This is a genomic window from Citrobacter sp. RHBSTW-00029 (genome assembly GCF_014104295.1).
Classification (GTDB): domain Bacteria; phylum Pseudomonadota; class Gammaproteobacteria; order Enterobacterales; family Enterobacteriaceae; genus Citrobacter; species Citrobacter youngae.
Window position 1 is genome coordinate 142,634 of sequence record NZ_JABXRT010000002.1, and the last position, 24,771, is coordinate 167,404.

Below are 24,771 nucleotides of genomic sequence, written 5' to 3' on the forward strand. Positions count from 1 at the left end.
TGACAGTTTTCCTTGCTAACAATTCTCATTAGCCACGTTTATTATTCTCTTCATCGACAGCAATGACGCCCTCTGCGGCGTCGTTGCACAAAAAAACACAATAAGCCGCCTGAGTGGTTTCCTGGAGAGTATGATGAAGAAATTAGAAGATGTTGGTGTACTGGTAGCGCGCATTCTGATGCCAATCCTGTTTATTACCGCAGGTTGGGGAAAAATCACCGGATATGCGGGTACCCAACAGTACATGGAAGCCATGGGCGTCCCAGGATTTATGTTGCCGCTGGTGATTCTGCTTGAGTTTGGCGGCGGTCTGGCAATTCTGTTCGGTTTCCTGACCCGTACTACCGCGCTGTTCACCGCAGGCTTCACGCTGCTGACGGCATTCCTCTTCCACAGCAACTTTGCGGAAGGTGTGAACTCTCTGATGTTTATGAAAAACCTGACCATCTCAGGCGGCTTCCTGCTGCTGGCTATCACCGGTCCGGGCGCATTCAGTATTGACCGCGTACTGAATAAAAAGTGGTAAGCAAACTATACTGAACACATCAAAAAGCGAGGAGATATCTCCTCGCTTTTGCTATCTGAGGAGCGAAAATTATGGGACAACTCATTGACGGCGTCTGGCATGACACCTGGTACGACACCAAATCAACCGGGGGGAAATTTCAACGCTCTGCATCGGCTTTCCGTAACTGGCTCACCGCGGATGGCGCCCCAGGCCCAACGGGTGAAGGTGGCTTCGCCGCCGAAAAAGACCGCTATCACCTGTACGTTTCTCTGGCCTGTCCGTGGGCGCATCGCACGCTGATTTTGCGTAAACTCAAAGGGCTGGAACCGTTTATTTCCGTTTCCGTTGTCAATCCGCTGATGCTGGAAAACGGCTGGACCTTTGATGACAACTTCCCAGCGGCCACCGGCGATACGCTTTACCAGCACGAGTTTCTCTATCAACTGTATTTACACGCCGATCCGCACTACAGCGGCCGGGTAACGGTTCCGGTGCTGTGGGATAAAAAAAATCACACCATCGTGAGCAACGAATCTGCAGAAATCATCCGCATGTTTAACACTGCGTTTGATGCGCTGGGCGCAAAAGCCGGGGATTACTATCCACCGACTCTGCAAAGTAAAATTGACGATCTGAACAGTTGGATTTATGACAACGTCAATAACGGCGTATATAAAGCCGGGTTTGCCACCAGCCAGGAAGCTTACGACGACGCCGTAGAAAAAGTCTTTCAATCGCTGGCTCGACTGGAGCAGATCCTGGGTCAGCATCGCTACCTGACCGGCGACCAGCTAACCGAGGCCGATATTCGCCTGTGGACCACGCTGGTACGTTTTGATCCGGTTTATGTCACCCACTTCAAGTGCGACAAACACCGCATCAGTGACTACCTGAATCTGTACGGTTTTCTGCGTGATATCTACCAGATGCCAGGCATTGCGGAGACCGTCAATTTCGATCACATCCGCAATCACTACTTCCGTAGCCACAAAACGATCAACCCGACCGGCATTATTTCTATCGGCCCGTGGCAGGACCTCAGCGAACCTCATGGACGTGACAGCCGTTTTGCATAATTTACACAGGTCTCCTTGGGGGGAATGCTTGTCAGTTAAGCATTCTGCAGAACATGAGATTTCGACTCAGGGTTCCGTTCACCTCAGCGGTATCACTTTTCTGAAGCGCTGATACCCGTGAACGCCCTTTACACGTTCACAGGAATCGGTGTTTCAGAGAAACTATGAACATGAGGTGAACGGAACCCTTTCTCTGAGAGAGCATATTCATAACTTCTACCCACACAGGCGATACTTTCTGAAACTGAGGCGTTAACTGAATAGCATTACCCATCTGCGGGCCAAATAATTAATACTACAAACATTTACCAGCATTCCATTCGCAGCTATTCTTAATTTGATTGCTTTAAAAACAAGTAATTGAACGCAGAACGAGGCGAAAATGGATTGGTATTTAAACGTATTAAAGAACTACTTTGGTTTTGGTGGTCGTGCACGGCGCAAAGAGTACTGGATGTTTATTTTGGTCAACATCATCTTTACGTTCGTGCTGAGCGTGTTAGACAGGATGTTTGGCTGGCAACGCACCGGGGGAGAAGGCGTATTAACAACGATTTATGCAATTCTGGTTTTTATACCGTGGTGGGCAGTACAGTTCCGGCGTTTACATGACACCGACCGTTCAGCCTGGTGGCTACTGGTGCTGCTGATCCCGATCGTCGGCTGGTTGGTCATCATTATTTTCAACTGTCAAAACGGCACGCCGGGGAGCAACCGCTTCGGCGCTGACCCCAAACAGTTGTCCTGAATTTAAATACGCCCCTTCCGTTGAAGGGGCGTATTTCTTATTTCCCGGCAAACAGCTTGGGGATTTCCCGCAAACACCAGGACTTCGCTTCGCCCATACTGTCCCGACGCCAGGCCATGATGATATCTATTTCGTTTGTCGATTCCGGGCTAACTACACGCAGCCGGCCAGCCGCAATATCCGCTTCCACCAGCGGGTATGGCATCGTCGCCACTCCAAGTCCAGCCAACAGCGCCTGGCGTTTATCTTCTATCGTACTCACCGTCAGGCGTGGTTGTTTATCGAGAAGCTGAACTGTCAGCACCGGGCGCTCACGGGCAGTATCCGCCACCGCTATGCCCCGGTATTTCACACGAGTGACTTCTGACAACGGTTCCGGCTCCTGGTGGATCGGGTGATCCGGCGCCGCTACATACACGTTCATCAGCGAGTACAGCTTGCGCGAGTTAATTTCTGATGATGAGCGGAAATGCATATCCGGCGCGATCACGATATCCGCTCTGCCCTGCTCCAGACGCTCCCACGCCCCGGCCAGCACTTCAGTGATGACGGAAAGCTGCGTGTTCGCCTTTCCGGCAAGGCGGTCAATAAGCGGGAAGAATGCCGCCGTTGGCACCAACGCTTCAGTGACAATCGTCAGATGCGTTTCCCAACCACGGGCCAGTGCTTCAGCATCGGTCGTCAGTTTATCCGCAGCCTCCAGCAACACGCGGCCACGTTCAAGCAGCATACGCCCGACGTTGGTAAATTTTGTGCGGTGACCTGAGCGGTCAAACAGCACCACGTCCAGCTCTTCTTCCAGTTTCTGCATGGTGTAGCTGAGGGCGGAAGGTACGCGTCCCAGTTCATCTGCCGCGGCGGCAAAGCTGCCGCGCCTGTCTATTGCGTCCATGACGCGTAACGCTTCAAGCGTTAAAGCCCGTTCTTTGGCCATCTCGTTCTCATTCAGGAAATTTGAACATACCGGGCAGAATATCTGGCTAACAATGCAGCGTCTAGCCATTTAACATAAAAGGAAGTAAAGAGAGGTCAAGAACTATGATTACTACCCGTACAGCCAAACAATGCGGGCAAGCAGACTACGGCTGGCTGCAGGCCCGTTATACCTTCTCCTTTGGACACTATTTTGATCCTAAACTGCTGGGTTATGCCTCGCTGCGTGTTCTGAACCAGGAAGTTCTGGCACCGGGGGCCTCTTTCCAGCCACGTACCTATCCAAAGGTTGATATCGTCAATCTGATCCTCGAAGGGGAAGCAGAGTATCGCGACAGTGAAGGTAACCATATTCAGGCCAAAGCCGGAGAGGTGTTACTGCTCGCTACGCAACCAGGGATCAGCTACAGCGAGCACAATATCAGCAAAGATAAGCCCCTGACCAGAATGCAGCTCTGGCTGGACGCCTGCCCGCAGCGCGAAAACGCCTGCGTACAGAAAGCCACGCTGAGTGCAGGTAAGCATCAGCTGCTGGCCTCACCGGACGGTGAACAGGGTAGCCTGCATCTTCGCCAGCAGGTCTGGGTACATCATGTTGAGTTGCAAAAAGGTGAATCACTGAGTTTTCAGTTACATGGACCTCGCGCGTATTTGCAGTCGATCCATGGCACGTTCCACGCGGTCACTTCAGGTGCCGAAAAAGAAGCGCTCACCTGCGGTGATGGCGCATTTATTCGTGATGAAACTAACATAACGTTAGTTGCCGATACCCCATTGCGCGCTTTGCTGATAGATTTGCCCGTATAGTCATTGGAATCAAGGGAGTACGACTATTGAGCAAGAAGTCATCAAAAAAACACCAGCCGCAGGCTGCGCCGAAAAAACAGGAAACAGTTCCCTTCGGCTATGAAGAAATGCTGACAGAGCTGGAAGCGATTGTGGCCGATGCTGAACTACGGCTGGAAGATGAAGAAGCCGCCTGAAAAGGCGGCTTAGACTTATGCCGGGTGGCGGCAACGCCTTACCCGACCTGGGGATTAATGCGCCTTACTGGCCATGATCTCAATGATCTGCTTATCGGTTTCCTGCATCGAACGACACGCCAGCGCACACAGGTTAGCGATAGATTGTTCCACGTTATGCGCCACAATCCCTTCGTTTCCGGTTACGGCAGTATCATCCAGCGCCATCAGCACCGCTTTCCACGCCGCTGATGCGCTGGTTGAGACTTTCATCGCACAGCTGTTTGAAGCGCCATCGCAAATCATTCCGCTCACGTCGCCAATCATGCTGCTGATCGCCATCGCGATGGTGTTGTAGCGACCATCTACGATCCATGCCATCCCCGCTGCTGCGCCCATTGCGGCCGTAGTTGCCGCGCACAGCGCAGACAAACGCGGAAGCTGATGATGGATGTAAATAGCGCTCAGGTGAGACAGCATCAGCGCACGCGCCAGTTTCTCCTCATCTGCGCCAAAATGCTCAGCTACAACCATCACTGGGACGGTGGCGGTAATCCCCTGATTACCAGAACCGGAGTTGCTCATGGCCGGCAGCGTCGCCCCGCCCATTCGCGCATCCGATGCCGCGCTGGTACGAATAAGAATGGCAGTGGAGAGATCGTTCGCCAGCAGACCACGTGCGCACTGCTTCTCCAGCGTAGTTCCGATGTGCAAGCCCCAGTTGCCGCGCAGTCCTTCCTGAGACAGCGCACCGTTCAGTTTTGCCGCATCAAGAATAAAGCGAATAGCGTCAAACGGCACAGCATTCACAAATGCCACAATCTCTTCCAGCGACGTGTGGGATAGCACTGCCAGCGGGGATTCCTGCTCATCAGCCTGAACCTGCTCAGGCTTAGTAAACACCACGCCGTTATTGGTCTCGATGTGTACAATGTTGGTATGACCGCCGACAATCGTCACGCACGCCCATCCTTCAGCACCGTAAACCTTCGCGCGGGAAAAGAGGATGTCCTCGCAAGGCTCCTGCAGCATCACAGCAACCTTCCCTGCGTTAAGCATCGTTTTCGCATCAGCAATCGCTTGTGGCGACGCGTCTTTCAGTACTTCTAACCCAGCCTCGGCATTTCCCCCCAAAGCCCCCAGCGCAGCCGCTACGGGAAGACCTACCATCCCGGTACCCGGCACGGTAACGCCCATGCCGTTTTTCATCAGGTTTGGTGAGACCCACGCATCAATGCGTTCCACCGCGCCGTCCAGCTCAGCAGAAGCGACGGCCGCAGCCAGAGCCAGAGAGATAGGTTCAGTACAACCCAGCGCAGGTTTTACTTCTTCCTGCACCGCGCGAATAAAACTATCCCATAATGGATTCAATGTAGTCTCAAACATAACAACAACCCTTGCTCAGATAACTCAGGAAAATGCCAGGAACGGAGAAACGCACAACAACAGGCCGGTGACGATAATCAGGTACAGAGAGGCGCCTTTGTATTTGTGCAATGCAGGAACTTTGTAGACCAGCCATGCCGGGATCAAGCAGCCCACCATGCCGAAGATTGGGCTACAAATAGAGGTAAAGCTCAGCACCGGCGCATTGAGCACAATTGCACTCCAGGCCAGCAGGATGGCGAAAACCATAATGCCGCGCTGAACCAGGGCTTCGTTGATTTTCTCGGCTGGCATTTTGCGGCGCAGCACGTTCATTACGATCCCCTGAGTCGCTTCACGAAAGCCTAAGTAAACACCGAAGAAGGCGGTCATGACGGCGAAAATGTTCAGAATAACGCTGACGATTTTCACCCAACCTGCACCATCACCACTGATAAACTGCGCAGCAATCGCCAGAGCGGAAATGTTCTGCTCATAGGCTTTAACCGCTTCGTCATGCCCCATCGCCAGTGTGAAGGAAACGGCGTAGAAAAAGACGGTGACAAACAGAATACCGAATGCGATGTTCATAGCACGCAGAGCTTTATGGCGTGCCACCTCAATCGATTTCTCACGAGAGCGGTACGAAATAACCATCGGGCTTAGCGTCTGAATAAACAGAATTGAAGTCAGGGTAAACGGCAGCGTGATAATTGCGTTTTTGATCAGCAGCGCCATCGGCGGCAGTGAGCCCGCGTTATACAAATGCCACATTCCCACCATCGATACACCAAGCGCAGCCACCACCAGCAGCTTGGTCAGCACCATGCCGGTGGAGATTTTAAACAGCAGTTTTTCTCCGCGTGACGAGATGGCCACCAGGATGCAAATCAGCACCAGGCCATAGAACGGGCTGTCGGACAGTAAACCTTCAGTAACGCCAAAAGTGTGCAGATAAGAGGCGCTATCGTTAGTGATAGCCGTGGAGTAGACGAACATCCAGATTACCAGCATCACAAAATATAATGCGCCTAACAGGATGCCCCAGTTTTTACCCAAATAGCCGCTGATTACGCTCGGGTAGTCTTTGCATTCCGGAGATTCCGCAAGCGTGTTAATAAACAGGCGCTGGAACAGATACATGGCTGGGTAGCCAATGATAGAGGACAGCAAGAACACCCACAGCCCCATCAACCCGACCTGGACAGGAAGAAAAACAATCCCCGCACCAATCGCCATACCGATACTCATAATGACCCAGCCGGTATCCGTGCTGTCGAACTTAATAGCTTCCCGCCATTCGCTTTCGTTCATTCCCGCCCGACGCGCAGGCGCTGATGCGTCGAGTATTACGCTGTTATTCGTTGCCGTTTCCATAAAAATCTCGCTCAAAATGTAGGGTAAGGTTTTATTATTTTTCCGTTCCGCATCAATGCGATACGCGGTACGAGTCGTGCAGGCGAGTTCGTTTGAATGGAGAAATCATACGCCGAGGGTCAGAGAAAAACTTCACATAAATACCCCTTCATTTCATGATGTTTAATAAAATTATTCTATTTTATATTTACAAAATGGGATTATTTTCTATTTTTGAAGCAGATCACAACAAAAAAAAGGGCGCACTCAAGTGCGCCCAAAGGAGAAATAAACACAAATTCAGTTAAGTGCAAATCACTTTGATAGCCAGGCCTCCACGTGAAGTTTCACGGTATTTGTCGTTCATGTCTTTGCCCGTCTCATACATGGTCTCGATCACTTTATCGAGCGAAACGCGTGGTTCTGACGTCCTACGTAGCGCCATGCGGGCGGCGTTGACGGCTTTCACTGCGTTGATCGCATTACGTTCAATACACGGAATCTGCACCTGCCCGGCCACCGGATCGCAGGTAAGGCCCAGGTTATGCTCCATAGCGATTTCCGCCGCAATACACACCTGAGACGGGCTACCGCCAAGCAACTCTGTCAGCCCGGCAGCCGCCATTGAACAGGCTACGCCAATTTCCCCCTGGCAGCCGACTTCGGCACCCGAAATCGAGGCATTCATCTTATACAGCGCACCTATCGCCCCCGCGGCCAGCAAATAACGGGCGATGGAGTTGGCATTCACCGGACGGCGGAACTTGTCGTAATAGGCCAGGACGGCGGGAATAATCCCGCATGCACCGTTGGTCGGTGCGGTCACCACCCGACACCCGGCGGCGTTTTCTTCGCTCACGGCCAGCGCGAACATGTTGATCCAGTCAATGACGTTCATCGGGTCGCTGGACAGGTTGTCGCTGGAAACCAGCAGCCGACGCAGTGCCACGGCGCGACGCGGTACATTAAGCGGGCCCGGAAGCACACCTTCGGTATTCATGCCGCGCTCAATCCCGGCATGCATGACGTCCCAAATGGCAGCAAAGCCAGCATCGATTTCTTCTTTGCTGCGCATCGCCAGTTCGTTTTGCATCATCAGGCCGGAAACAGACAGCCCGTTGCGCTCACACAGTTTCAGCAGTTCGCTGGCGGAATGAAAATTGTAGGGCACGTGTGCTTCAACATCATGCGCCTGACCAAATTGCTCCTCTTCAACGATAAAACCACCGCCGACGGAGTAATAGGTTTTGCTTAACAGCGTCTCGCTGCCGTTCCACGCGGTGATACGCATACCATTTTCATGGCGCGGCAGCGTTTCGGCGTGAAAGAGAATATTTTCGTCTGGGGAGAAATCGACAATATGCGTGCCCTCTGCCACCGGTAAACGTCCGGTACGGGCTACTTCCTGAGTAAAACCAGCGATTGAATCTATATTAACGTTTTGCGGACTGTTACCGGCCAGCCCCATCATGATGGCGACATCTGTCGCATGACCTTTTCCGGTCAGGGAAAGCGATCCATAAAGATCGACCACAATATGTGTGGCCCTGGGAAGTTCCCCGCTGCTGACCAACAGATCAATAAAGCTTTTACCTGCATTCATTGGCCCCACGGTATGGGAGCTGGAAGGTCCAATGCCAATCTTGAAAATATCGAATGCGCTAATCATATCCACACCCTCGGATTGCCGTTCAGTGAAGACCAGGTTTCACACTCATTAAGGATCGGGGCGATCCTGAGATCGCCCCGCAAGGGATTACAGCATGTCGCCACGTACGGCGATGGCTTCAATCTCCAGCTTCACATCCTTTGGTAAGCGGGCGACCTGCACGCAGCTGCGCGTAGGGTAGATTGCCTTATGCTCATCAAAGAACTGCTGGTACACCTGATTGATGGTGGCGAAGTCGTTCAGGTCGGAAACGAAAACGGTGGTCTTCACGATATCGCTCACTTTCAAACCTGCAGACTCGACAATCGCTTTCACGTTCTCCAGGCTTTGACGCGCCTGATCGGCTACGTTTTCCGCCACTTCACCGGTCTGTGGACACACCGGGATTTGACCTGACGTCAATACCATGCTGCCCAGATCCACACCCTGTACGTAAGGCCCAATCGCCCCTGGCGCACATTCGGTTGCAATAACTTTTCTCATAGTCCCTCCGGCGTCAGAGCGCCTGGGTGAAAGTACGTGAAATAACATCCTGCTGCTGTTCGCGGGTCAGCGCGTTGAAGCGCACCGCATAGCCAGACACGCGGATCGTCAGGTTCGGATAGTTTTCCGGGTGCTCAATGGCATCCATCAACATTTCACGGTTCATGACGTTAACGTTCAGATGCTGCCCGCCTTCCACATGCGCTTCATGATGGAAGTAACCGTCCAGCAGACCGACCAGGTTGGTTTTACGTACGCTGTCCTCTTTGCCCAGCGCTGCCGGCACAATGGAGAAGGTGTACGAGATACCGTCTTTGGCATAGGTAAACGGCAGTTTGGCGACCGAGGTTAACGACGCCACCGCACCTTTACGATCGCGGCCATGCATCGGGTTCGCCCCTGGCGCAAACGGCGTACCTGCGCGACGTCCGTCCGGCGTGTTACCGGTTTTCTGTCCGTACACTACGTTGGAAGTGATGGTCAGGATGGACTGCGTCGGCACCGCGTTACGGTAAGTTGGCAACACTTTAATTTTCTTCATAAAGCGTTCGACCAGGTCGCAGGCAATGCTGTCCACGCGCTCGTCGTTGTTGCCGTACTGCGGATAGTCGCCTTCGATTTCGAAATCAATTGCCAGGCCGTTTTCATCGCGAATCGGTTTCACGCGGGCGTACTTAATAGCCGACAGAGAATCCGCCGCTACGGACAGACCCGCCATGCCGCAGGCCATCGTGCGATAGACATCACGATCGTGCAGCGCCATCAGCGAGGCTTCGTAGCTGTACTTGTCGTGCATGTAGTGGATGATGTTCAGCGCACTGATGTACTGCACGGCCAGCCAGTCCATAAAGTGGTCCAGGCTCTCCATCACCGTATCGTAGTCCAGCACGTCATCCATCAGCGGTGCTGTTTTCGGCCCGACCTGGATTTTCAGCTTCTCATCCACGCCGCCGTTGATTGCATACAGCAACGTTTTGGCGAGGTTGGCACGTGCGCCGAAGAACTGCATTTGTTTGCCGATAACCATCGGGCTGACGCAGCAGGCAATGGCATAGTCATCGCTGTCAAAGTCGGCACGCATCAAATCGTCGTTTTCGTACTGCAAAGACGAGGTGATGATAGACACCTGGGCAGCATATTTTTTGAAGGCAATCGGTAGCTGTTCAGACCACAGCACCGTCAGGTTCGGCTCAGGTGCCGGGCCCATAGTGTGCAGCGTATGCAGGTAGCGGAACGAGTTTTTCGTCACCAGCGTGCGGCCATCCAGCCCCATACCGCCGATAACTTCGGTCGCCCAGATAGGGTCGCCTGAGAACAGGGTGTCGAATTCCGGCGTACGCAGGAAGCGTACCATACGGATCTTCATAATGAAGTGGTCGATCAGCTCCTGCGCCTGCTGCTCGTCTAAAATTCCCGCTTTGAAATCGCGCTCAATGTAGATGTCGAGGAACGATGCGGTGCGACCCAGCGACATCGCGCCGCCGTTCTGCGATTTCACCGCAGCCAGATAAGCAAAGTACACCCACTGCACCGCTTCCTGCGCATTACGCGCCGGGCGGGAGATATCGCAGCCATATTTCGCCGCCATTTCCTGCATTTGCAGCAGGGCGCGGCGATGTTCAGACAGCTCTTCACGCAGGCGAATCGTGGCTTCAAGATTCTGCCCCCACTCCAGGTTCGACTGGAGATCGGCAAACTGCAGTTCACGCTCGCGCACCAGGTAGCGGATACCGTACAGCGCGACGCGGCGATAGTCACCGATGATACGGCCACGACCATAGCCGTCCGGCAGACCGGTCAGCACGCCGGATTTACGGCAGCGCAGCATATCCGGAGAGTAGGCGTCGAATACACCCTGGTTATGGGTTTTACGCAGTTCAGTAAACTGGTACTCAAAATCAGCATCCATTTCACGGCCATAAGCATCAAAAGAGCTTTTGATCATGTTGATGCCGCCAAACGGATGCAGAGCACGCTTGAGTGGCTTATCCGTTTGCAGACCGACGATTTTTTCCAGTTCCTGTTCAATATAACCCGCATCGTGTGCGGTAATTGTCGTCGCAATATTGGTATCAAAATCAACCGGCGCATGCGTCGAGTTTTCAATACGGATGCCCGCCATGACTTTTTCCCACAATGCTGTGGTCGCAGGCGTGGCTTCGGCGAGGAAAGATTCATCCCCTTCATAAGGCGTATAGTTGTGCTGAATAAAATCACGGACATTAATTTCTTCTTTCCAGTCCGTACCTTTAAAGCCATTCCAGGCTTCGGCATACAGCATATCGCTGGTATCGATATTTACCTTCATGAAAAATAATCTCTCTGCTGAAAATTAATTATGCAAATTCTACTGGTGTATTAATTTTGCCTAACGCAATGGCATCACGCGCAATCATTTTCTCTTCGTTTGTGGGAATTACCGCACAAACAACACGAGCATCTTTATTGGAGATAATTCTTTCGCCATGGGAATTTGGCAGACTATTCATTTCACTGTCGATATTCACGCCTAAAACAGCAAGGTGCTCAATCACCAGGCGGCGAATTAATACCGAGTTTTCACCTATACCACCGGTGAAAATAATCCCATCAAGACGATGCAGCGATGCGGCATGCCCGGCGATATGACGCGCGATACGATGCACAAACGTTTTAATCGCCAGTTGCGCACGCTCATGTCCCTCGTGCCAGGCTTTTTCCAGCGTACGTAAGTCGGACGACAAACCGGAAATACCCAGCAGGCCAGATTCCTTATTCACTACGCGTTCAAGGTCGCTTAGCGTCTGGTTGGTTTCACTGGCGATCCACGCCATCGCACCGAAGTCCACATCACCGCTGCGTGTCCCCATCATCAGGCCTTCCAGCGGCGTCATCCCCATCGAGGTATCCACGCTCTGTCCATTACGCACCGCACAGATAGACGCCCCATTCCCGAGGTGAGCCACAACCAGGCCAGAATCATCGTGCGGTAGCTCAAGCAGCTCATGCGCACGATGAGAAACATAGCGATGCGACGTGCCGTGGAAGCCGTAACGACGAACGCCCAACTCTTCGAAATATTTCCACGGTAAACCGTACAAATACGCTTCAGGCGCCATCGTCTGGTGGAAGCTGGTATCAAATACCGCAACCTGCTGCCGGCCAGGGAAAAGATGCTGAGCAGATTCGATTCCGCTTAAGTTCGCATAATTATGTAACGGTGCTAAAGGAGAGACCCGGCGGATATTTTCGATAACTTCATCAGTAATAATGGCTGATTCGGTAAAGATATTTCCGCCGTGGGCAATGCGGTGGCCAATTAAGGCCACGCTGTCCATTAAATTACGTTTCTCCAGTTCAACGGCAATGGCTTTTAATGCGTCTTCGTAGCTGTGGTGAGCCAGCTTAGCTGGCTCTCCTCCATTAATTGCTATGAACGCATTTTCAGAGTTAATACCGTCTGCAATTCCCGCCAGTAAAACTTCACAGTTTGCTGCATCCAGCACTGAGAATTTAATGGAAGATGAACCACAGTTAATAACCAGTACTACCGGAAACTCATTCATTTCACTACTCCGCTCATCCTGAGCTTATGGATTAAAACAGTTTGTAGACAATGTTCAGGATGGTCAGCAGACCAATCGCGGTAACAAACACGTTATCCAGACGGCCACGGTATTTCGCCAGTGACGGCGCTTTACGGATGGCATACATCGGCAGCAGGCAGAGCAGTGAGGCGATAATCGGCGCGCCCATTGCTTCAATCAGGTCCAGGATGTTCGGGTTGGCGTAAGCCACAACCCAGGTGGAGCCCATGATGAAGATCATGCTGATGGTGTTCAGTTTGCCGACGGAAACTTTCGTTTTATCGCCTTTGTAACCAAACTTCAGCACCAGACCGTTCAGACCTTCCAGCGTACCCAGATAGTGGCCGAAGAAAGATTTGAAGATAGCGACCAGGGCGATGATAGAAGCACCGTACTCCAGAACGGTCGCGAAGGTGGACTTCGTACCGGACAGTGACGCGAAGTGGTTCGCCAGGTAAGACAGTACTGGAATGTTCTGTGCTTTCGCATCCGCCATATTTGCCGGAGACAGCGTAAACAGGCAGCTAAAGGCGAAGAACATAACCACGGCAACCATCAGCATACTGGCGCGGGAGATGATTTTGGAACATTTCTGCTCGGTAAATTCGCGACCGAAATCTTTCTCATACTCTTCGCGTTTAGAGACCACGAAGGAAGAAACGATTGGCGAGAAGTTGAAAGAGAACACCATGATGGAAATACCCAGCCATACGGTAACCAGGATGCCGTCATGGCCAGTCAGTGCGATATTGCTGAGGTCAACCTGATCGATAACCGCAGAGTTCCAGTAAGGAATCAGAGACAGAGAGATTAGCACCAGGCTGGCGATAAACGGCCATACCAGGTAGCTCATCACTTTAACCATCAGATCTTTACCGAACCAGATGACGAATGCCATCAACAGCAGCAGGAACAGTGCCACGAAGCCACGGTTTAACGCGGGCATCTGCAGCTGGTTTTCCCAGAAGGTCATAAAGGTGTTGGTAATGGTGACGCCATAAATCCACAGCAGCGGACAAATCGCAAAGAAGTAGAGGAACGTGATAACCACGCCGCCCGTTTTACCAAAGTGCTCTTCAACCGTTTCTGTGATGTTACCGGAAGGATTAGAACCGGAAAGACACAGGCGTGCCAGCGCACGGTGGCAATAGAAGGCGATGGGGTATGCTAACACCAGCATGATCAGAATGGGGATCAGTCCGCCAAAACCTGCGCGGATAGGGAAGAACAGCACCCCTGCGCCGATGGCTGTACCAAATAAACCCAGTGTCCAGGTGGTGTCCGATTTGCGCCAGGACGACTGTTTTGTCTGGCTGGATACAATGCTATCAGTAGTACTCATATCCTATCCTCAACGAAGTATATTAAGCGTCAACTAAACCAGTAATTTGAGATACACGAGAAAGGTCGATATTACCGCCAGAAATAATGCTGACTGTTTTTCTGTTCTGGATATAGCTATCTAATTTCCCGCTTAATAATGCTGCGCATGCCAGCGCACCGGCACCTTCAGTCACAACTTTATTTCGCTGAATTAATGCCACCATGCTGTTGCGAATTTCATCTTCGCTGACCAGGACAATGTCATCCACCAACTCACGAACAATTTCATACGTTAAAGTACCCGGGCGAGAGACGTCACAACCATCCGCCAGGGTGCCGGTCGTTCGGTGCGTGGTTATTTCTCCAGCGTGGAAAGATGCCGCCATGCCGTGAACGTTTTCAGACTGCACACCAATAATTCTAATTGTTGGGTTGATAGATTTAATTGCTACGGCAATACCCGCAATCAGTCCGCCACCGCCAATTGGTACAATCACGTTATCGACATCGTACAGATCTTCTAAAATTTCCAGGCCAATCGTTCCCTGGCCCGCAATAACTTTCGGGTCATCGTATGGCGGAATAAAGATACGGCCTTCCGTTTCCACAATCTCGCTGACCTTCGCGATGGTGTCGTTGAAGTTGTCGCCGTGCAGCACAACTTCTGCGGAATAATCGCAGGTTGCCGCCACTTTAGACTTCGGCGCGCCTTTTGGCATCACCACTTTGCCGTCGATACCGAGCATAGCGCAGGAGAGAGAAACGCCCTGCGCATGGTTACCTGCAGAGCAAGCCACCACACCCTTCATTCTTTCTGCTTCAGTTAAGGAACTGAGCTTGTTAAAAGCGCCACGGATTTTAAATGAACCGGTACGCTGCATGTTTTCAAACTTGAGGAAAATTTCCCCTTTGCAACGTTCACTAAAATAGTTAGAGCGAGGCATTCCCGTTTTATAAATTTTCCCCGCCAGTCTTTTTTTCGCTTCGAGGATATCTTCAATTGCAACTGGGAGATCGTATGTAATGTGCATTAGAACCTCTTACCTGGGTATTAAAGTAAATAGATAGCCGTGACCAACGTCTGATATAGACCGATGGCGTTAATTTCTCATTAAAACAAGTTCAATCTTTAATCAATTTCAATTAATTGCTTTCGCCTACAAGAATTATATGATGAATATTCTTTGGCTAATTCAACCAAAATAGATGCTGCTTTTTTTATTCGATAATTTTTAGACCAAACGGCGGCATAACGTGCAACCGGTAAGGCTTCTTCTACCGGGATAGTAATAAACTGGTCTGAACCAAATGGGGCGGTCATATCACAGGGAATTACTGTTAAGAAATCAGCATTGAGAACAAGATTATAAATCGTGACAACGGAGTCTGTTTTAACGATGTTTTCACTGCTGATGCCATTATTTTGTAACGTGGTGAGAAGTTCGCTGTAGTAACCCATATTCGTTTGTGGCAACACCCACTGTTCGTTTTTCAACGCGCTCAGCGAGGTGATGCCGGTGCATGTTCGGGACTTACTGGCCACCAGAATAAACTCTGACTCAAAAAGCGGCTCAACATGGAGGTCCTGCAGTTTCATCTCATCGCTCAGCGTACCAATGGCGAAATCCAGACGCCCATCGCGTACCGCAGGTAAGAAAGAGGAGAGCTGAGCCTCATACATGGAAACCTGCGCTTTCGGGAACACCTCTTTAAATTTTTTTATCATGCCGGACATGATGGTAAAGGCGATCAGTGAAGGGAAGCCAAACGACACATCAACGACCGCGTTGCTGGTCATGCTGTTCATCTCATCAACCATGTTTTTCATTTCGCGGGTAATGGATTCAGACCATGAAAGCATCACCTGACCTGCCTGGGTCAGTGTCACACCAGTATTTTTACGTACGACTAACTCAATGCCAAAATAAGCCTCAACATCGTTAATGATTTTGCTGACAGCGGGTTGAGTTAAACCTAATTCTTTTGCAGCCGAGCCGATAGAACCACTTCTAATGACTTCCTGAAAGACCACTAAATGCTGTGTTTTAGGGAGAGTAATAGTATTCATATCGACCTGCGTTAATTACTTTGTTGACGGCAGGAAGTGTACCAAATTAAGCAATCGAGGATATGTGCGACCACTCACAAATCCCCTTCACTTACATTTTGTAAGATTATTATTAAACAATAAAACTCTTTATAATCAACAAATTATAAAAACACGATCTCACTTTAACCTGACTTTAATCAAAAAAAGATGGGGGGATAACGGAATTTTATGGCAATAACACACCTGTTTTTTCCGCTATTTCCAAAAATCGTGAAAGGCTATATTTCAATCAATTACAGAGCAATTATCCGGCAAAATGATGCTTAAATTTAATAAGCAACTTATCAAATTTAATTATATTTTAATTGTAACCATGAATAAATAACGCCATGCATCACATTTTTTCGCCTTATTTGTTTGTAAAGAAACATTGCATTTATTAATATTCAAACAAAATCATACATAAAATTATCATATGCAACATTATATTAACACTGATTTTGTACGATTTATCAGCGAGTAATTTTGTGATGGCGATCGATTGCGTTCATTTATTCTCGAGAAAAACGTATCGCACAGCGTTTTGTGTTGGTTGTCACAAAACGGGAAATATCCACCAGTACCTTTTACCAGATAAAGAACGTTATCCCCTTCAATAAAGGGAATGCCACTTCTCATTGCGAGCCACCGGGTTACATCATTAACGCCATACTTAAATGCGCTGTCACTTCATGAAGGGGGATTTGCACCCAGCAATGGTTTTCTTCATCACAAAAAGTGACCTCATTGTCGCTGCCGTCTATAAGCAAAATAAAACGTGCTCCCTGGCGTTGCGCGTTCTTCTGCCGGGTCGATAAGCGTAGCGTGGAGCAGTCATTGACAATGCTCAAATGCGGGAAATTACGCCTGAGCCGGCGGCCAAGTAGTATTGCCTGATCCCGTGCCCTTTCCTGGCTGGGTATGATGACAACATCGACATGCTTAGCATAATCGCTGCTTTTTTTCGTAGCGGTAAGCAACTGCATAATCGGTTCCAGCATGAAAGCGAAGCCGCATGCAGAGACAGGATGCCCAATTAGCCGACTGGCGCTATTGTCGTAACGCCCGCCCCGACACAGTAATTTATTGTGATGCAACGAATCCGCATACCATTCAAAAAGCTGGTCGTTATAGTCATTTACGGGGAAGAGATTTTTATCGTGGGTAAAAGGGATATTCAGTGCAGTCAGTGAGTCGCAAAGGTGCGTAAAACGCTGACGGGATTGTAATGACAGGCATGCTTCAAGTTGCGGCGCCTTTTCTGCCAGGCGCAGCATCAAATTATCTTTATCACTCAGTAAGCGCTCAGGATGTTGCTCCAGGCAAGCTAACTGCCTGGCATTAAGCAGTGATGCCAGCGGCTGATAGTATTGCTGCAAGTGACGGCGAAATTGAGTGAACTCTTCGACATTGCCTAATGTATTGATTTTGAGTTCGACAAACGGCAACAGTTGTAGCGATTTGAAAAAATCGTACTGTAAGGAAATGAGTTCAATCTCAATGCCAATATCTGGATAGCCAAACGCTTCCACGCCCAATTGATGAAATTGGCTGATGTTCTGCTGGTTCTGACGGCGGAACATTGCCCCCAGATACCATAATCGTGTGCCAATTTGTAAATTCTGATATTGCGATAAAAGCCGTAGACAGCCCATCGTTCCATCACCGCGAAATAACGCCTGATGATTAAGCATTAGCTCATCACTTTCACCGGAAAAAGACCTCGTAGCGTTTTCTTCCAGCCTTTCAAGAAGCGGCATGCGGATCTCCTTGTAGCAATACTGCTGCAATAAATACTCCGCTTTTTTTTCCAGCCACTCCCAGTCCGCGGCGGGGTTCTGGTAATGCTTACGTGGACGACCACTTTTTCGTGGCCGCAGATTCCGCTGATATTTTTCTTCCAGCGACTGAGAGTAAGGTGTCGTTGCCAGTAGGCAGTTTTGCGCCAGTGATGACTCAATACGCGTAATGACTGCCGGAACAATCATCCCCAGGCAAAAGCGCTGGTAGGCACCGGAACGCTGCGCCGCATTTTCTCCGAGGCGCAGGTACTCTTCATGGGGAGTGATCCGCACTTCGGGGGAATCAGCAAAACTATGATGCGGAGTTTCATCCACGCAATGGCATTCAACGTATTTTTTTGTCAGTAAGAAATAGGCGTTGGGTTCGACGGGGCAGCAATTGTATCGACTATCCCAAAGCGTGCCATGGCGTTGGTGACGGTGGTTGAAGTAGTGGGTGTAACCTTTGGCGATATATTGCATAAAACGCCCGAGGCATTCTTTATCAGGAGCGGACAGAAATAAAAATATTTTCTTTGATGAAAGTGAATACGCATGTAATCTTACCGCATAGATACTCATTGCAGTGTCGACGCATTGATAAAAATACTGGTAATCTTCTTCACCTTTAAAAATAGTTTCATCATTATGCCCGCACAATTGCACGAGGTGAGGAATTCCATCGATAAATAATCGGTTTTTTCGTGGCATAGGAATAATGTTTAAATAATATTTAAGTTGGCTAAATAGTGTTTTTTATTAGTGCATAAGCCACGTCTGTTAATATATTAGGATTTCTAGAGAATCTTACAGGAGCTACCAAAAGACAACAAGATGCCCTTTTGATAGCCCAGTTCACTTATTTCTGGTTAAGCTCATCAAGTCGTAATGCAATATCTTGAATCGCTAGTAAATTTTGCTGGTTATTTTGTAAATCCCAAAGACGAATTTGTTGATCAGCATTAATGGTCAGAATAAAACGACAACCGCTCTTAAGGGCATTTTGATGCTGTCGTTTAAGTTTGGTACCGCTACAATCAGTGAGGACACGCAAACCAGGCAAGTCTCGACGAAGCGCGCAAGCCAGCACTTGCACCTGTATGCCCCCATCCTCCAGCTCGCTGGTAATCACAACGTCAGGATGGAATTGCCACTGAGGATTCAGACCATCATAAACAGTCTGCAGCAGAAGCAACAATCGTTCGATACCTATGGCAAACCCACAGGCGGGCAATTTCTTACCATTAAATAACTCAGCCAGACCATCATAACGACCACCACCGCAGACTGTCCCCTGAGAACCTAAGTCATCGGTAATCCATTCAAAAACAGTGCGTGAATAGTAATCCAACCCGCGCACCAAGCGTGGGTTAATGTGATAGGTTATATCGGCATTGTCGAGCAGAGTCCGCAACGTATTGAAATGCCGCTGTGAATCATCCTCCAGAAAATCCAGTAAACGAGGTGCGTTCTCTATCATTTCTTGCATTTCAGGGTTTTTACTATCGAGGATACGCAGAGGGTTTACGTCCAGACGCTTGATGCTGTCTTCGTCCAACAAGTCTCTATGTTGAGTAAACCAACTCACCAGTTCCCTGCGATGTGCCTGGCGTTCTTCCGGCGTCCCTAATGAGTTAATTTCCAGCCGGACGTTCTGTGATATGCCTAAATCTTCAAATAGATCGCGCACCATAAAGATCAGTTCAGCATCAACATCGGCACCGGACATTCCGAAGGCTTCGACGCCAAACTGCGTGAACTGGCGTAACCGCCCTTTTTGCGGACGCTCGTAACGAAACATCGGTCCCTGATACCACAAACGCTGTGACTTGTTGTAACACATGTTATTTTCCAGGACCGCACGCATACATCCGCTGGTCCCTTCCGGACGCAAGGTAATATGCTCACCGCTTTTATCGGTAAAATCGTACATTTCTTTTGAGACGATATCGGTCGCTTCACCCACCGCACGTTCAAAGAGCGCAACGGGCTCCAGGAGCGGCAGACGCATTTCCTGGTATCCATAACGAAACGCCATTTGATGAAATTTACGCTCCAGCCACTGCCACATTGGTGTTTCGTCAGGCAGCACATCGCGCATACCTCGTATAGCCTGAATTTTGCTCATGACAACTCCTTGCTTAATAAAGAAAAAGATTGTTCAGTCAAATTGTGCTGCGGGACACCCTTGTTCAGACGATGGCGCCGGGCAACATAAAGAAGGTAAAGAGGGATGGTGATCATCTGTAAAATAATGCCCCATACCACGGTAGAGGCACTCTCTGTCATTAGCGCCAGTGCAATAAAGCTCAACGCAACCAGGCTGAGGCAGCAATAACTCCAGAAACTGGCATCACCTCCCCGGCGATGAACAACTATCATGACCGGCAGTGATACTGCAGCAAATGCATAGGGGAGTAAGCTGGCAGAGATGGCCAATGTAATCACGCTCTGGAACTGGTTCTGCAGATTTGGCGACAATGTGAATAGCAGGAGTGCAGTCATCAGCGCTGCAGTAAAAATCAACCCACACCAGGGAACACCATGGCGGTTAGTACGGGCAAAAAAAGCAGGGAGTAAATTATCTTCCGCCGCAGCCCTGGGCACTTCAGTTTGCAGGATTTGCCAACCAGGCATCGCCCCGAGGCAAGCGATAACGACCATGGCTGAAATAATCGCCCCAACCGTACTTCCCCACATTGCTTTTGCGCTGTCGGCAAAAGGAGAGGAGGAGTTCATCAGCACATCATGGGGGAGTAGCCCCATCATGACATTGGTTGAACTGGCATAACATAACCCAGCGAGCCCCAACCCTAACAAGGTGGCCAGAGGTATTGTGCGGCGTGGGTTTTTCACTTGGCTAAACGAGACAGATGCAGATTCAATGCCCAGAAAACCCCATAATGAGATAGTTGCCGCGTTAATGATTGCCTGATGATCACTGACGCCACTAAGATTCCAGGCTGCCTGATAACGCGCAACGTCAAAATGTCCCCAGCCCATGACGCCGATGCTGAGGATCACCAGCACCATGCAGCTGCCCGTGAACATTTGCATATAGCCAACCCGTTTCGCTCCACGTAATCCCCAAAGAACAGAGCACCAAAGCAGCACAATGCATGCTGTCGTACCATAAAGTGGGTTGTGTAATACCGGGAAGAAGAAAGAGAGATATCCCACGCCGGCTAACAGCAGCGCGCAGTTGCCAATCCACGTTGACAACCAATAGAACAATGTCATTTGTAGGCCGATAAAGGGGCCAAAGCTGGCAGTAATACTGGCTATGATGCCGCCATTGCGCGGAAATAACTCACTCATTTTGCAGAAAATGAGTGCCAGAGCAGCAATCGCTAAAAACGCGAGTCCCCATCCCCAGACAGAGATTGAACCTATTCTCGCAAGCGTGGCAGGCAGCATAAACACACCGCTACCCATCATATTTGATGCTGTCATCATGGTCAGCGCAAGCAGACCCATTTGGTTTGTCTTCGCGCAACATTTATCCATGCCAGTCCTCATTTAATAGATCATAGTGAGATGAACGGGACTCCTCCCGCGCATGTCCAGGGCCAAAGTTTGTCGTTACAACCCATCGGTAAAGCGTTAATCTCGTTGAAGGCTCTGTAAGAACAGAGCCTGATAGACGCAACCGATAATGATTGGTCTCGGCATCGGTTGCGCCGCCCCTGAGGGCAGTGATGATTATCACTGCCCTTTCTTCATGCGGCCTGCTGGTTCAGGTCAGCAATCACATCGTCAATCAGCTCATCAATCTTGCTGGAGTCAAGGTGGTGCGCAGTGGTAATCAGGTGAGCGATGTCACCGGAGGTGGCCAGACAGTGCTTCTTCCAGACGGCTTCTGACGGACAAGGGAAAACCACGGTAATAGAGTTTTTATTGCGCCAGGCATCAATACCAGCAGCCTGTAAGCGATCGACTGCGTACTGCGCCATATTCAGGCTATGTTCAATGCGGCGTTGCCAGTCGCTCCAGGAATGGCTGCGAATAGCTTCCCACATCATTAGCGGTGTATGGCCGTTACGAGAACCAGAAATGGTTTTATCGTGTGCAGAGATGTAATCAATTTCGACAGAAATCCGGTCAACGTTTTTCCTTTTCGCTACCACGATGCCGCAGGGAATAGGCGAACCAATCATTTTGTGACCTGAAACGCCAATAGAATCAATACCATCAGCGAAGTTAAAAGGCTGCGGATCGTTCACAAACGGCAAAATCATACCGCTCAACGCAGCATCAGCGTGTAGATAATAATCGTCACGTTTGATACCCAGTTGACCAATCCGTTGTTGGATCTCAGCAATATTATCAATAGCGCCACGAACGGTTGTGCCGATATTTGCAAAAATAATCGGATGTTCTTCGTTATCGCGTTGAATTTTACGAATCAAATCATCATAGTCCATCTCACCATTCGGCTGTGATTCCACCAGACTTGATTTAATGCGCAACAACTTAACAATTTTCGCAACGGAATAATGAGTATCTTTCGAGTAATAAAGCGTACCTTCTGGAAACAGTTCACGCCCCAGATAGCAGCCAAACATATTGCCTTCAGTTCCCCCATTGGTAACGTAACCCCAGCTTTCTTCGAATGGGATTTTGAAAATACTGGCGAAATACTCTATTACTTCTTTTTCAAAATCAAACGAGTTCAGCAAATAATTGCAATACTCCCCCCAGTCACCACAATTATTTATGGAGAAACGCATAAACCGTTCCAGTATCGTGTAATCGAAGTCGGCTGACTCCGGATAACCTATATTAAAATACTGATTTTTTACGCAATATGACCAAAAAGCATCGAGCTTATTCTGATCGACAATAGATAATGTCATTTTAAACTCCCGTGGATAAAACCAATACAGTTGGATACGTTTAGATACGTTTATCTAAATAAAGAATATCCTGACCTTTCTTACTACGCCCGGCAGCAACAAATGAGAACAATGGAATGGTTACCATCATCATCAAGATGCCCCAGAATATGGAGTCGCTGCCAGAACCAAGCAAAGCAAAAATGCAGTAAATCATGCCAATAACAACCAACGTGCAGTAAAACATAAACGATCTTCCACGATTGGCTTTCTTTGAAACAAGGATAATTGGAAGCGAAATCAGGGCGTACATATATGGCAGAAGTGAAGCAAATACCGACATTAAGATTACAGCCTGGAATTGTTTCGCCAGATTCGGAGATGCCGTCAGAAGCAAGACAATACTCATTAATACACCGGTAAAAACGAGGCTTTTCATCGGGACATCTTGCTTGTTGGTTTCTTCAAAGAATTTCGGGAAAAGTCCTTGTTGAGCACCTGCGCGCGGACCTTCTGACTGAAGTATCAACCAACCTGAAATTGAGCCAAAGCAGGCAATGATGCTCAGTGCGGAAGCAATGTTCCCTGCCGTATTACCGAACATATAGCGTGCGGCATCAGCAAAAGGTGCGGCTGAATCTACCAGAACATTATGTGGTACCAACCCCATAATAACGGTGCAGCTACCAACATAGCATACGGAAGCGATTAATAACCCCATAACGGTAGCCCGAGGAACCGTGCGTTCAGGATCTTCGACCTGACCGGTAGAAACGACTGCAGATTCAATACCAAGGAAGCCCCATAGCGCAATCGACGCAGCAGAAATAATTGCCGAGGAATCACTATGTCCCGTTCCATTATAAACTTCAGTATAGAGCGACGGGTTAAACCAGAACCACCCAATAAATCCTACGCCTAATATTACGATTAACCCGCAGGTTGCGGTAAAGGATTGTGCCCGCCCCGCAACTTTGGCACCAAAACTAGCAAGGAAAACAAATGCCCACAGAATAATAATTGCGGCAATACAACCGTAAGTTGGATTTTTAAGCTCCGGGAAAAAGAAACTGAGATAGCCGACACCTGCGACCAATAATGCAACGTTACCTACCCATGCGCTGATCCAATAGCACATTGTTGTCTGAAACCCAATGAATGGGCCGAAGGCATCACTGGCATAAGCAACGATACCGCCGGTACGAGGTGTAATTAAACTGGTTTTAGCGAAAACTAATGCAAGTGCAATAACACCGATGATGGTAAATACCCATCCCCATATTGAGATGGAGCCTATGCCTGCGAGATTAGTTGGCAACATAAATACGCCAGACCCCATCATATTTGATGCAGTCACTAACGTTAGGGCAATGACTCCCATTTTATGAGCAGAGCCTGAGCTTACTGTTCCCATAATGGTTTCCTATTAATTTAAAATTTTGCAATAAGTGGAAATTCGTACTGAATTCGTGGGTCATTGTTATGAATAGAAATGTCCATTATTGTGACAACAATCAAAAATAATAATGAATCAATTTTTTTTGAGCGGTTTTTTCGCTTACTTTTTAACCATTTTATTAGTAATTGACTCTGTCCCCTTTTATTCGACCTGAATAAAGAAAAGGCGACACTAAAATAATCAGAAAAAAATCACAACGATCATTTATTAATAATGTAATTTTTTGTTGATGGTATTGCTTTAATGTTAAAGATCATGAGTAATTTAAAGACACTCTGTTTATCACGCCAAAAACGGGTATTTCTGATATGAATAAAGTAGAAGATGGCAATTCAAAGGAGAGAACATAATTTATGTTACAACGGACAGAATGATGACTTCCTGTGGGCTACGCCACACAAAGCAAAAACCCCGCCGGAGCGGGATTCTATAAAGAGTGAAGCTGACCGATAAGCCGCGTTCTTTTGAGCATAGCGTCGTGGACAGTCATTCATCTATTCTGTCTCACAAAGTAAAAACCCCGCCGAAGCGGGATTCTATAAAGAGTGAAGCTATCCGATAAGCCGCGTTCTTTTGAGCATAGCGTCGTGGACAGTCATTCATCTATTCTGTCTCACA

General features: G+C 49.1%; 20 protein-coding genes. 5 read left to right on the forward strand and 15 right to left on the reverse strand.

Features of this window, described 5'->3' with window-relative positions; genetic code table 11:
* Window positions 1–133 precede the first annotated feature (133 nt).
* From HV041_RS23745 to HV041_RS23755, 3 genes are all read left to right on the forward strand, one after another.
* Window positions 134–526 carry a DoxX family protein gene (locus tag HV041_RS23745; RefSeq protein ID WP_048213347.1) on the forward strand — a complete coding sequence of 131 codons (393 nt, stop codon included), beginning with the start codon at window positions 134–136 and terminating at the stop codon, window positions 524–526.
* 71 nt (window positions 527–597) lie between these two features.
* Entirely contained in the window at window positions 598–1,584 is a 987-nt protein-coding gene (gene yqjG / locus HV041_RS23750; RefSeq protein WP_061068661.1) for a glutathionyl-hydroquinone reductase YqjG, read from the forward strand.
* A 382-nt stretch (window positions 1,585–1,966) separates the two neighbouring features.
* Window positions 1,967–2,332 (forward strand): DUF805 domain-containing protein, encoded by a 366-nt coding sequence (locus tag HV041_RS23755; protein ID WP_048213349.1) that lies wholly within the window; start codon window positions 1,967–1,969, stop codon window positions 2,330–2,332.
* Between the two features lie 37 nt (window positions 2,333–2,369).
* Here HV041_RS23755 and yhaJ read toward each other — a convergent pair whose 3' ends face one another.
* On the reverse strand, window positions 2,370–3,266 hold the full coding sequence (gene yhaJ / locus HV041_RS23760) for a DNA-binding transcriptional regulator YhaJ (RefSeq protein ID WP_048213350.1): 897 nt from the start codon (window positions 3,264–3,266) through the stop codon (window positions 2,370–2,372).
* A 104-nt stretch (window positions 3,267–3,370) separates the two neighbouring features.
* Between yhaJ and HV041_RS23765 the strand changes: the two genes are divergently transcribed.
* Window positions 3,371–4,072 (forward strand): pirin family protein, encoded by a 702-nt coding sequence (locus HV041_RS23765; protein WP_048213351.1) that lies wholly within the window; start codon window positions 3,371–3,373, stop codon window positions 4,070–4,072.
* A 26-nt stretch (window positions 4,073–4,098) separates the two neighbouring features.
* Window positions 4,099–4,248, forward strand: coding sequence for a hypothetical protein (locus tag HV041_RS23770; RefSeq protein WP_121585086.1), 150 nt, complete (start codon window positions 4,099–4,101; stop codon window positions 4,246–4,248).
* A gap of 54 nt (window positions 4,249–4,302) precedes the next feature.
* On the opposite strand, the gene HV041_RS23775 is transcribed toward HV041_RS23770, so the two are convergent.
* The 14 genes from HV041_RS23775 to hdcC all read right to left on the reverse strand — a co-directional run bounded on the left by HV041_RS23775 (window position 4,303) and on the right by hdcC (window position 24,108).
* The gene (locus HV041_RS23775) at window positions 4,303–5,613 is read right to left on the reverse strand and encodes a serine dehydratase subunit alpha family protein (RefSeq protein ID WP_115601421.1); all 1,311 of its coding nucleotides are present in this window, start codon (window positions 5,611–5,613) and stop codon (window positions 4,303–4,305) included.
* A gap of 24 nt (window positions 5,614–5,637) precedes the next feature.
* On the reverse strand, window positions 5,638–6,969 hold the full coding sequence (locus HV041_RS23780; RefSeq protein ID WP_121585087.1) for an amino acid permease: 1,332 nt from the start codon (window positions 6,967–6,969) through the stop codon (window positions 5,638–5,640).
* A gap of 283 nt (window positions 6,970–7,252) precedes the next feature.
* Complete coding sequence (gene tdcG / locus HV041_RS23785; RefSeq protein WP_061068663.1) at window positions 7,253–8,617, reverse strand: L-serine ammonia-lyase; 1,365 nt, start codon at window positions 8,615–8,617, stop codon at window positions 7,253–7,255.
* A gap of 87 nt (window positions 8,618–8,704) precedes the next feature.
* Window positions 8,705–9,100, reverse strand: coding sequence for an enamine/imine deaminase (locus HV041_RS23790; protein WP_048213355.1), 396 nt, complete (start codon window positions 9,098–9,100; stop codon window positions 8,705–8,707).
* 13 nt (window positions 9,101–9,113) lie between these two features.
* A complete protein-coding gene (gene pflB, locus HV041_RS23795; RefSeq protein WP_048213356.1) occupies window positions 9,114–11,408 on the reverse strand; it encodes a formate C-acetyltransferase in 2,295 nt (764 codons plus the stop codon).
* Window positions 11,409–11,436: 28 nt separating this feature from the next.
* On the reverse strand, window positions 11,437–12,645 hold the full coding sequence (gene tdcD / locus HV041_RS23800; protein ID WP_121585088.1) for a propionate kinase: 1,209 nt from the start codon (window positions 12,643–12,645) through the stop codon (window positions 11,437–11,439).
* Between the two features lie 31 nt (window positions 12,646–12,676).
* Window positions 12,677–14,008 (reverse strand): threonine/serine transporter TdcC, encoded by a 1,332-nt coding sequence (tdcC, locus tag HV041_RS23805; RefSeq protein WP_005131699.1) that lies wholly within the window; start codon window positions 14,006–14,008, stop codon window positions 12,677–12,679.
* Window positions 14,009–14,030: 22 nt separating this feature from the next.
* Window positions 14,031–15,020 carry a bifunctional threonine ammonia-lyase/L-serine ammonia-lyase TdcB gene (gene tdcB / locus HV041_RS23810; RefSeq protein ID WP_048213358.1) on the reverse strand — a complete coding sequence of 330 codons (990 nt, stop codon included), beginning with the start codon at window positions 15,018–15,020 and terminating at the stop codon, window positions 14,031–14,033.
* Between the two features lie 98 nt (window positions 15,021–15,118).
* Window positions 15,119–16,057 carry a transcriptional regulator TdcA gene (gene tdcA / locus HV041_RS23815; protein WP_048213359.1) on the reverse strand — a complete coding sequence of 313 codons (939 nt, stop codon included), beginning with the start codon at window positions 16,055–16,057 and terminating at the stop codon, window positions 15,119–15,121.
* Window positions 16,058–16,731: 674 nt separating this feature from the next.
* A complete protein-coding gene (locus HV041_RS23820) occupies window positions 16,732–18,570 on the reverse strand; it encodes an ATP phosphoribosyltransferase regulatory subunit (RefSeq protein WP_048213360.1) in 1,839 nt (612 codons plus the stop codon).
* A gap of 148 nt (window positions 18,571–18,718) precedes the next feature.
* Window positions 18,719–19,987 (reverse strand): histidine--tRNA ligase, encoded by a 1,269-nt coding sequence (hisS, locus tag HV041_RS23825; protein WP_048213361.1) that lies wholly within the window; start codon window positions 19,985–19,987, stop codon window positions 18,719–18,721.
* Entirely contained in the window at window positions 19,984–21,366 is a 1,383-nt protein-coding gene (locus HV041_RS23830) for an amino acid permease (RefSeq protein ID WP_048213362.1), read from the reverse strand. The genes hisS and HV041_RS23830 overlap by 4 nt, the downstream gene beginning before the upstream one ends.
* Window positions 21,367–21,578: 212 nt before the next feature.
* Window positions 21,579–22,715, reverse strand: coding sequence for a histidine decarboxylase (locus HV041_RS23835; protein ID WP_121585089.1), 1,137 nt, complete (start codon window positions 22,713–22,715; stop codon window positions 21,579–21,581).
* Between the two features lie 40 nt (window positions 22,716–22,755).
* Window positions 22,756–24,108, reverse strand: coding sequence for a histidine-histamine antiporter (gene hdcC / locus HV041_RS23840; protein WP_048213364.1), 1,353 nt, complete (start codon window positions 24,106–24,108; stop codon window positions 22,756–22,758).
* Between the last annotated feature and the right edge of the window lie 663 nt (window positions 24,109–24,771).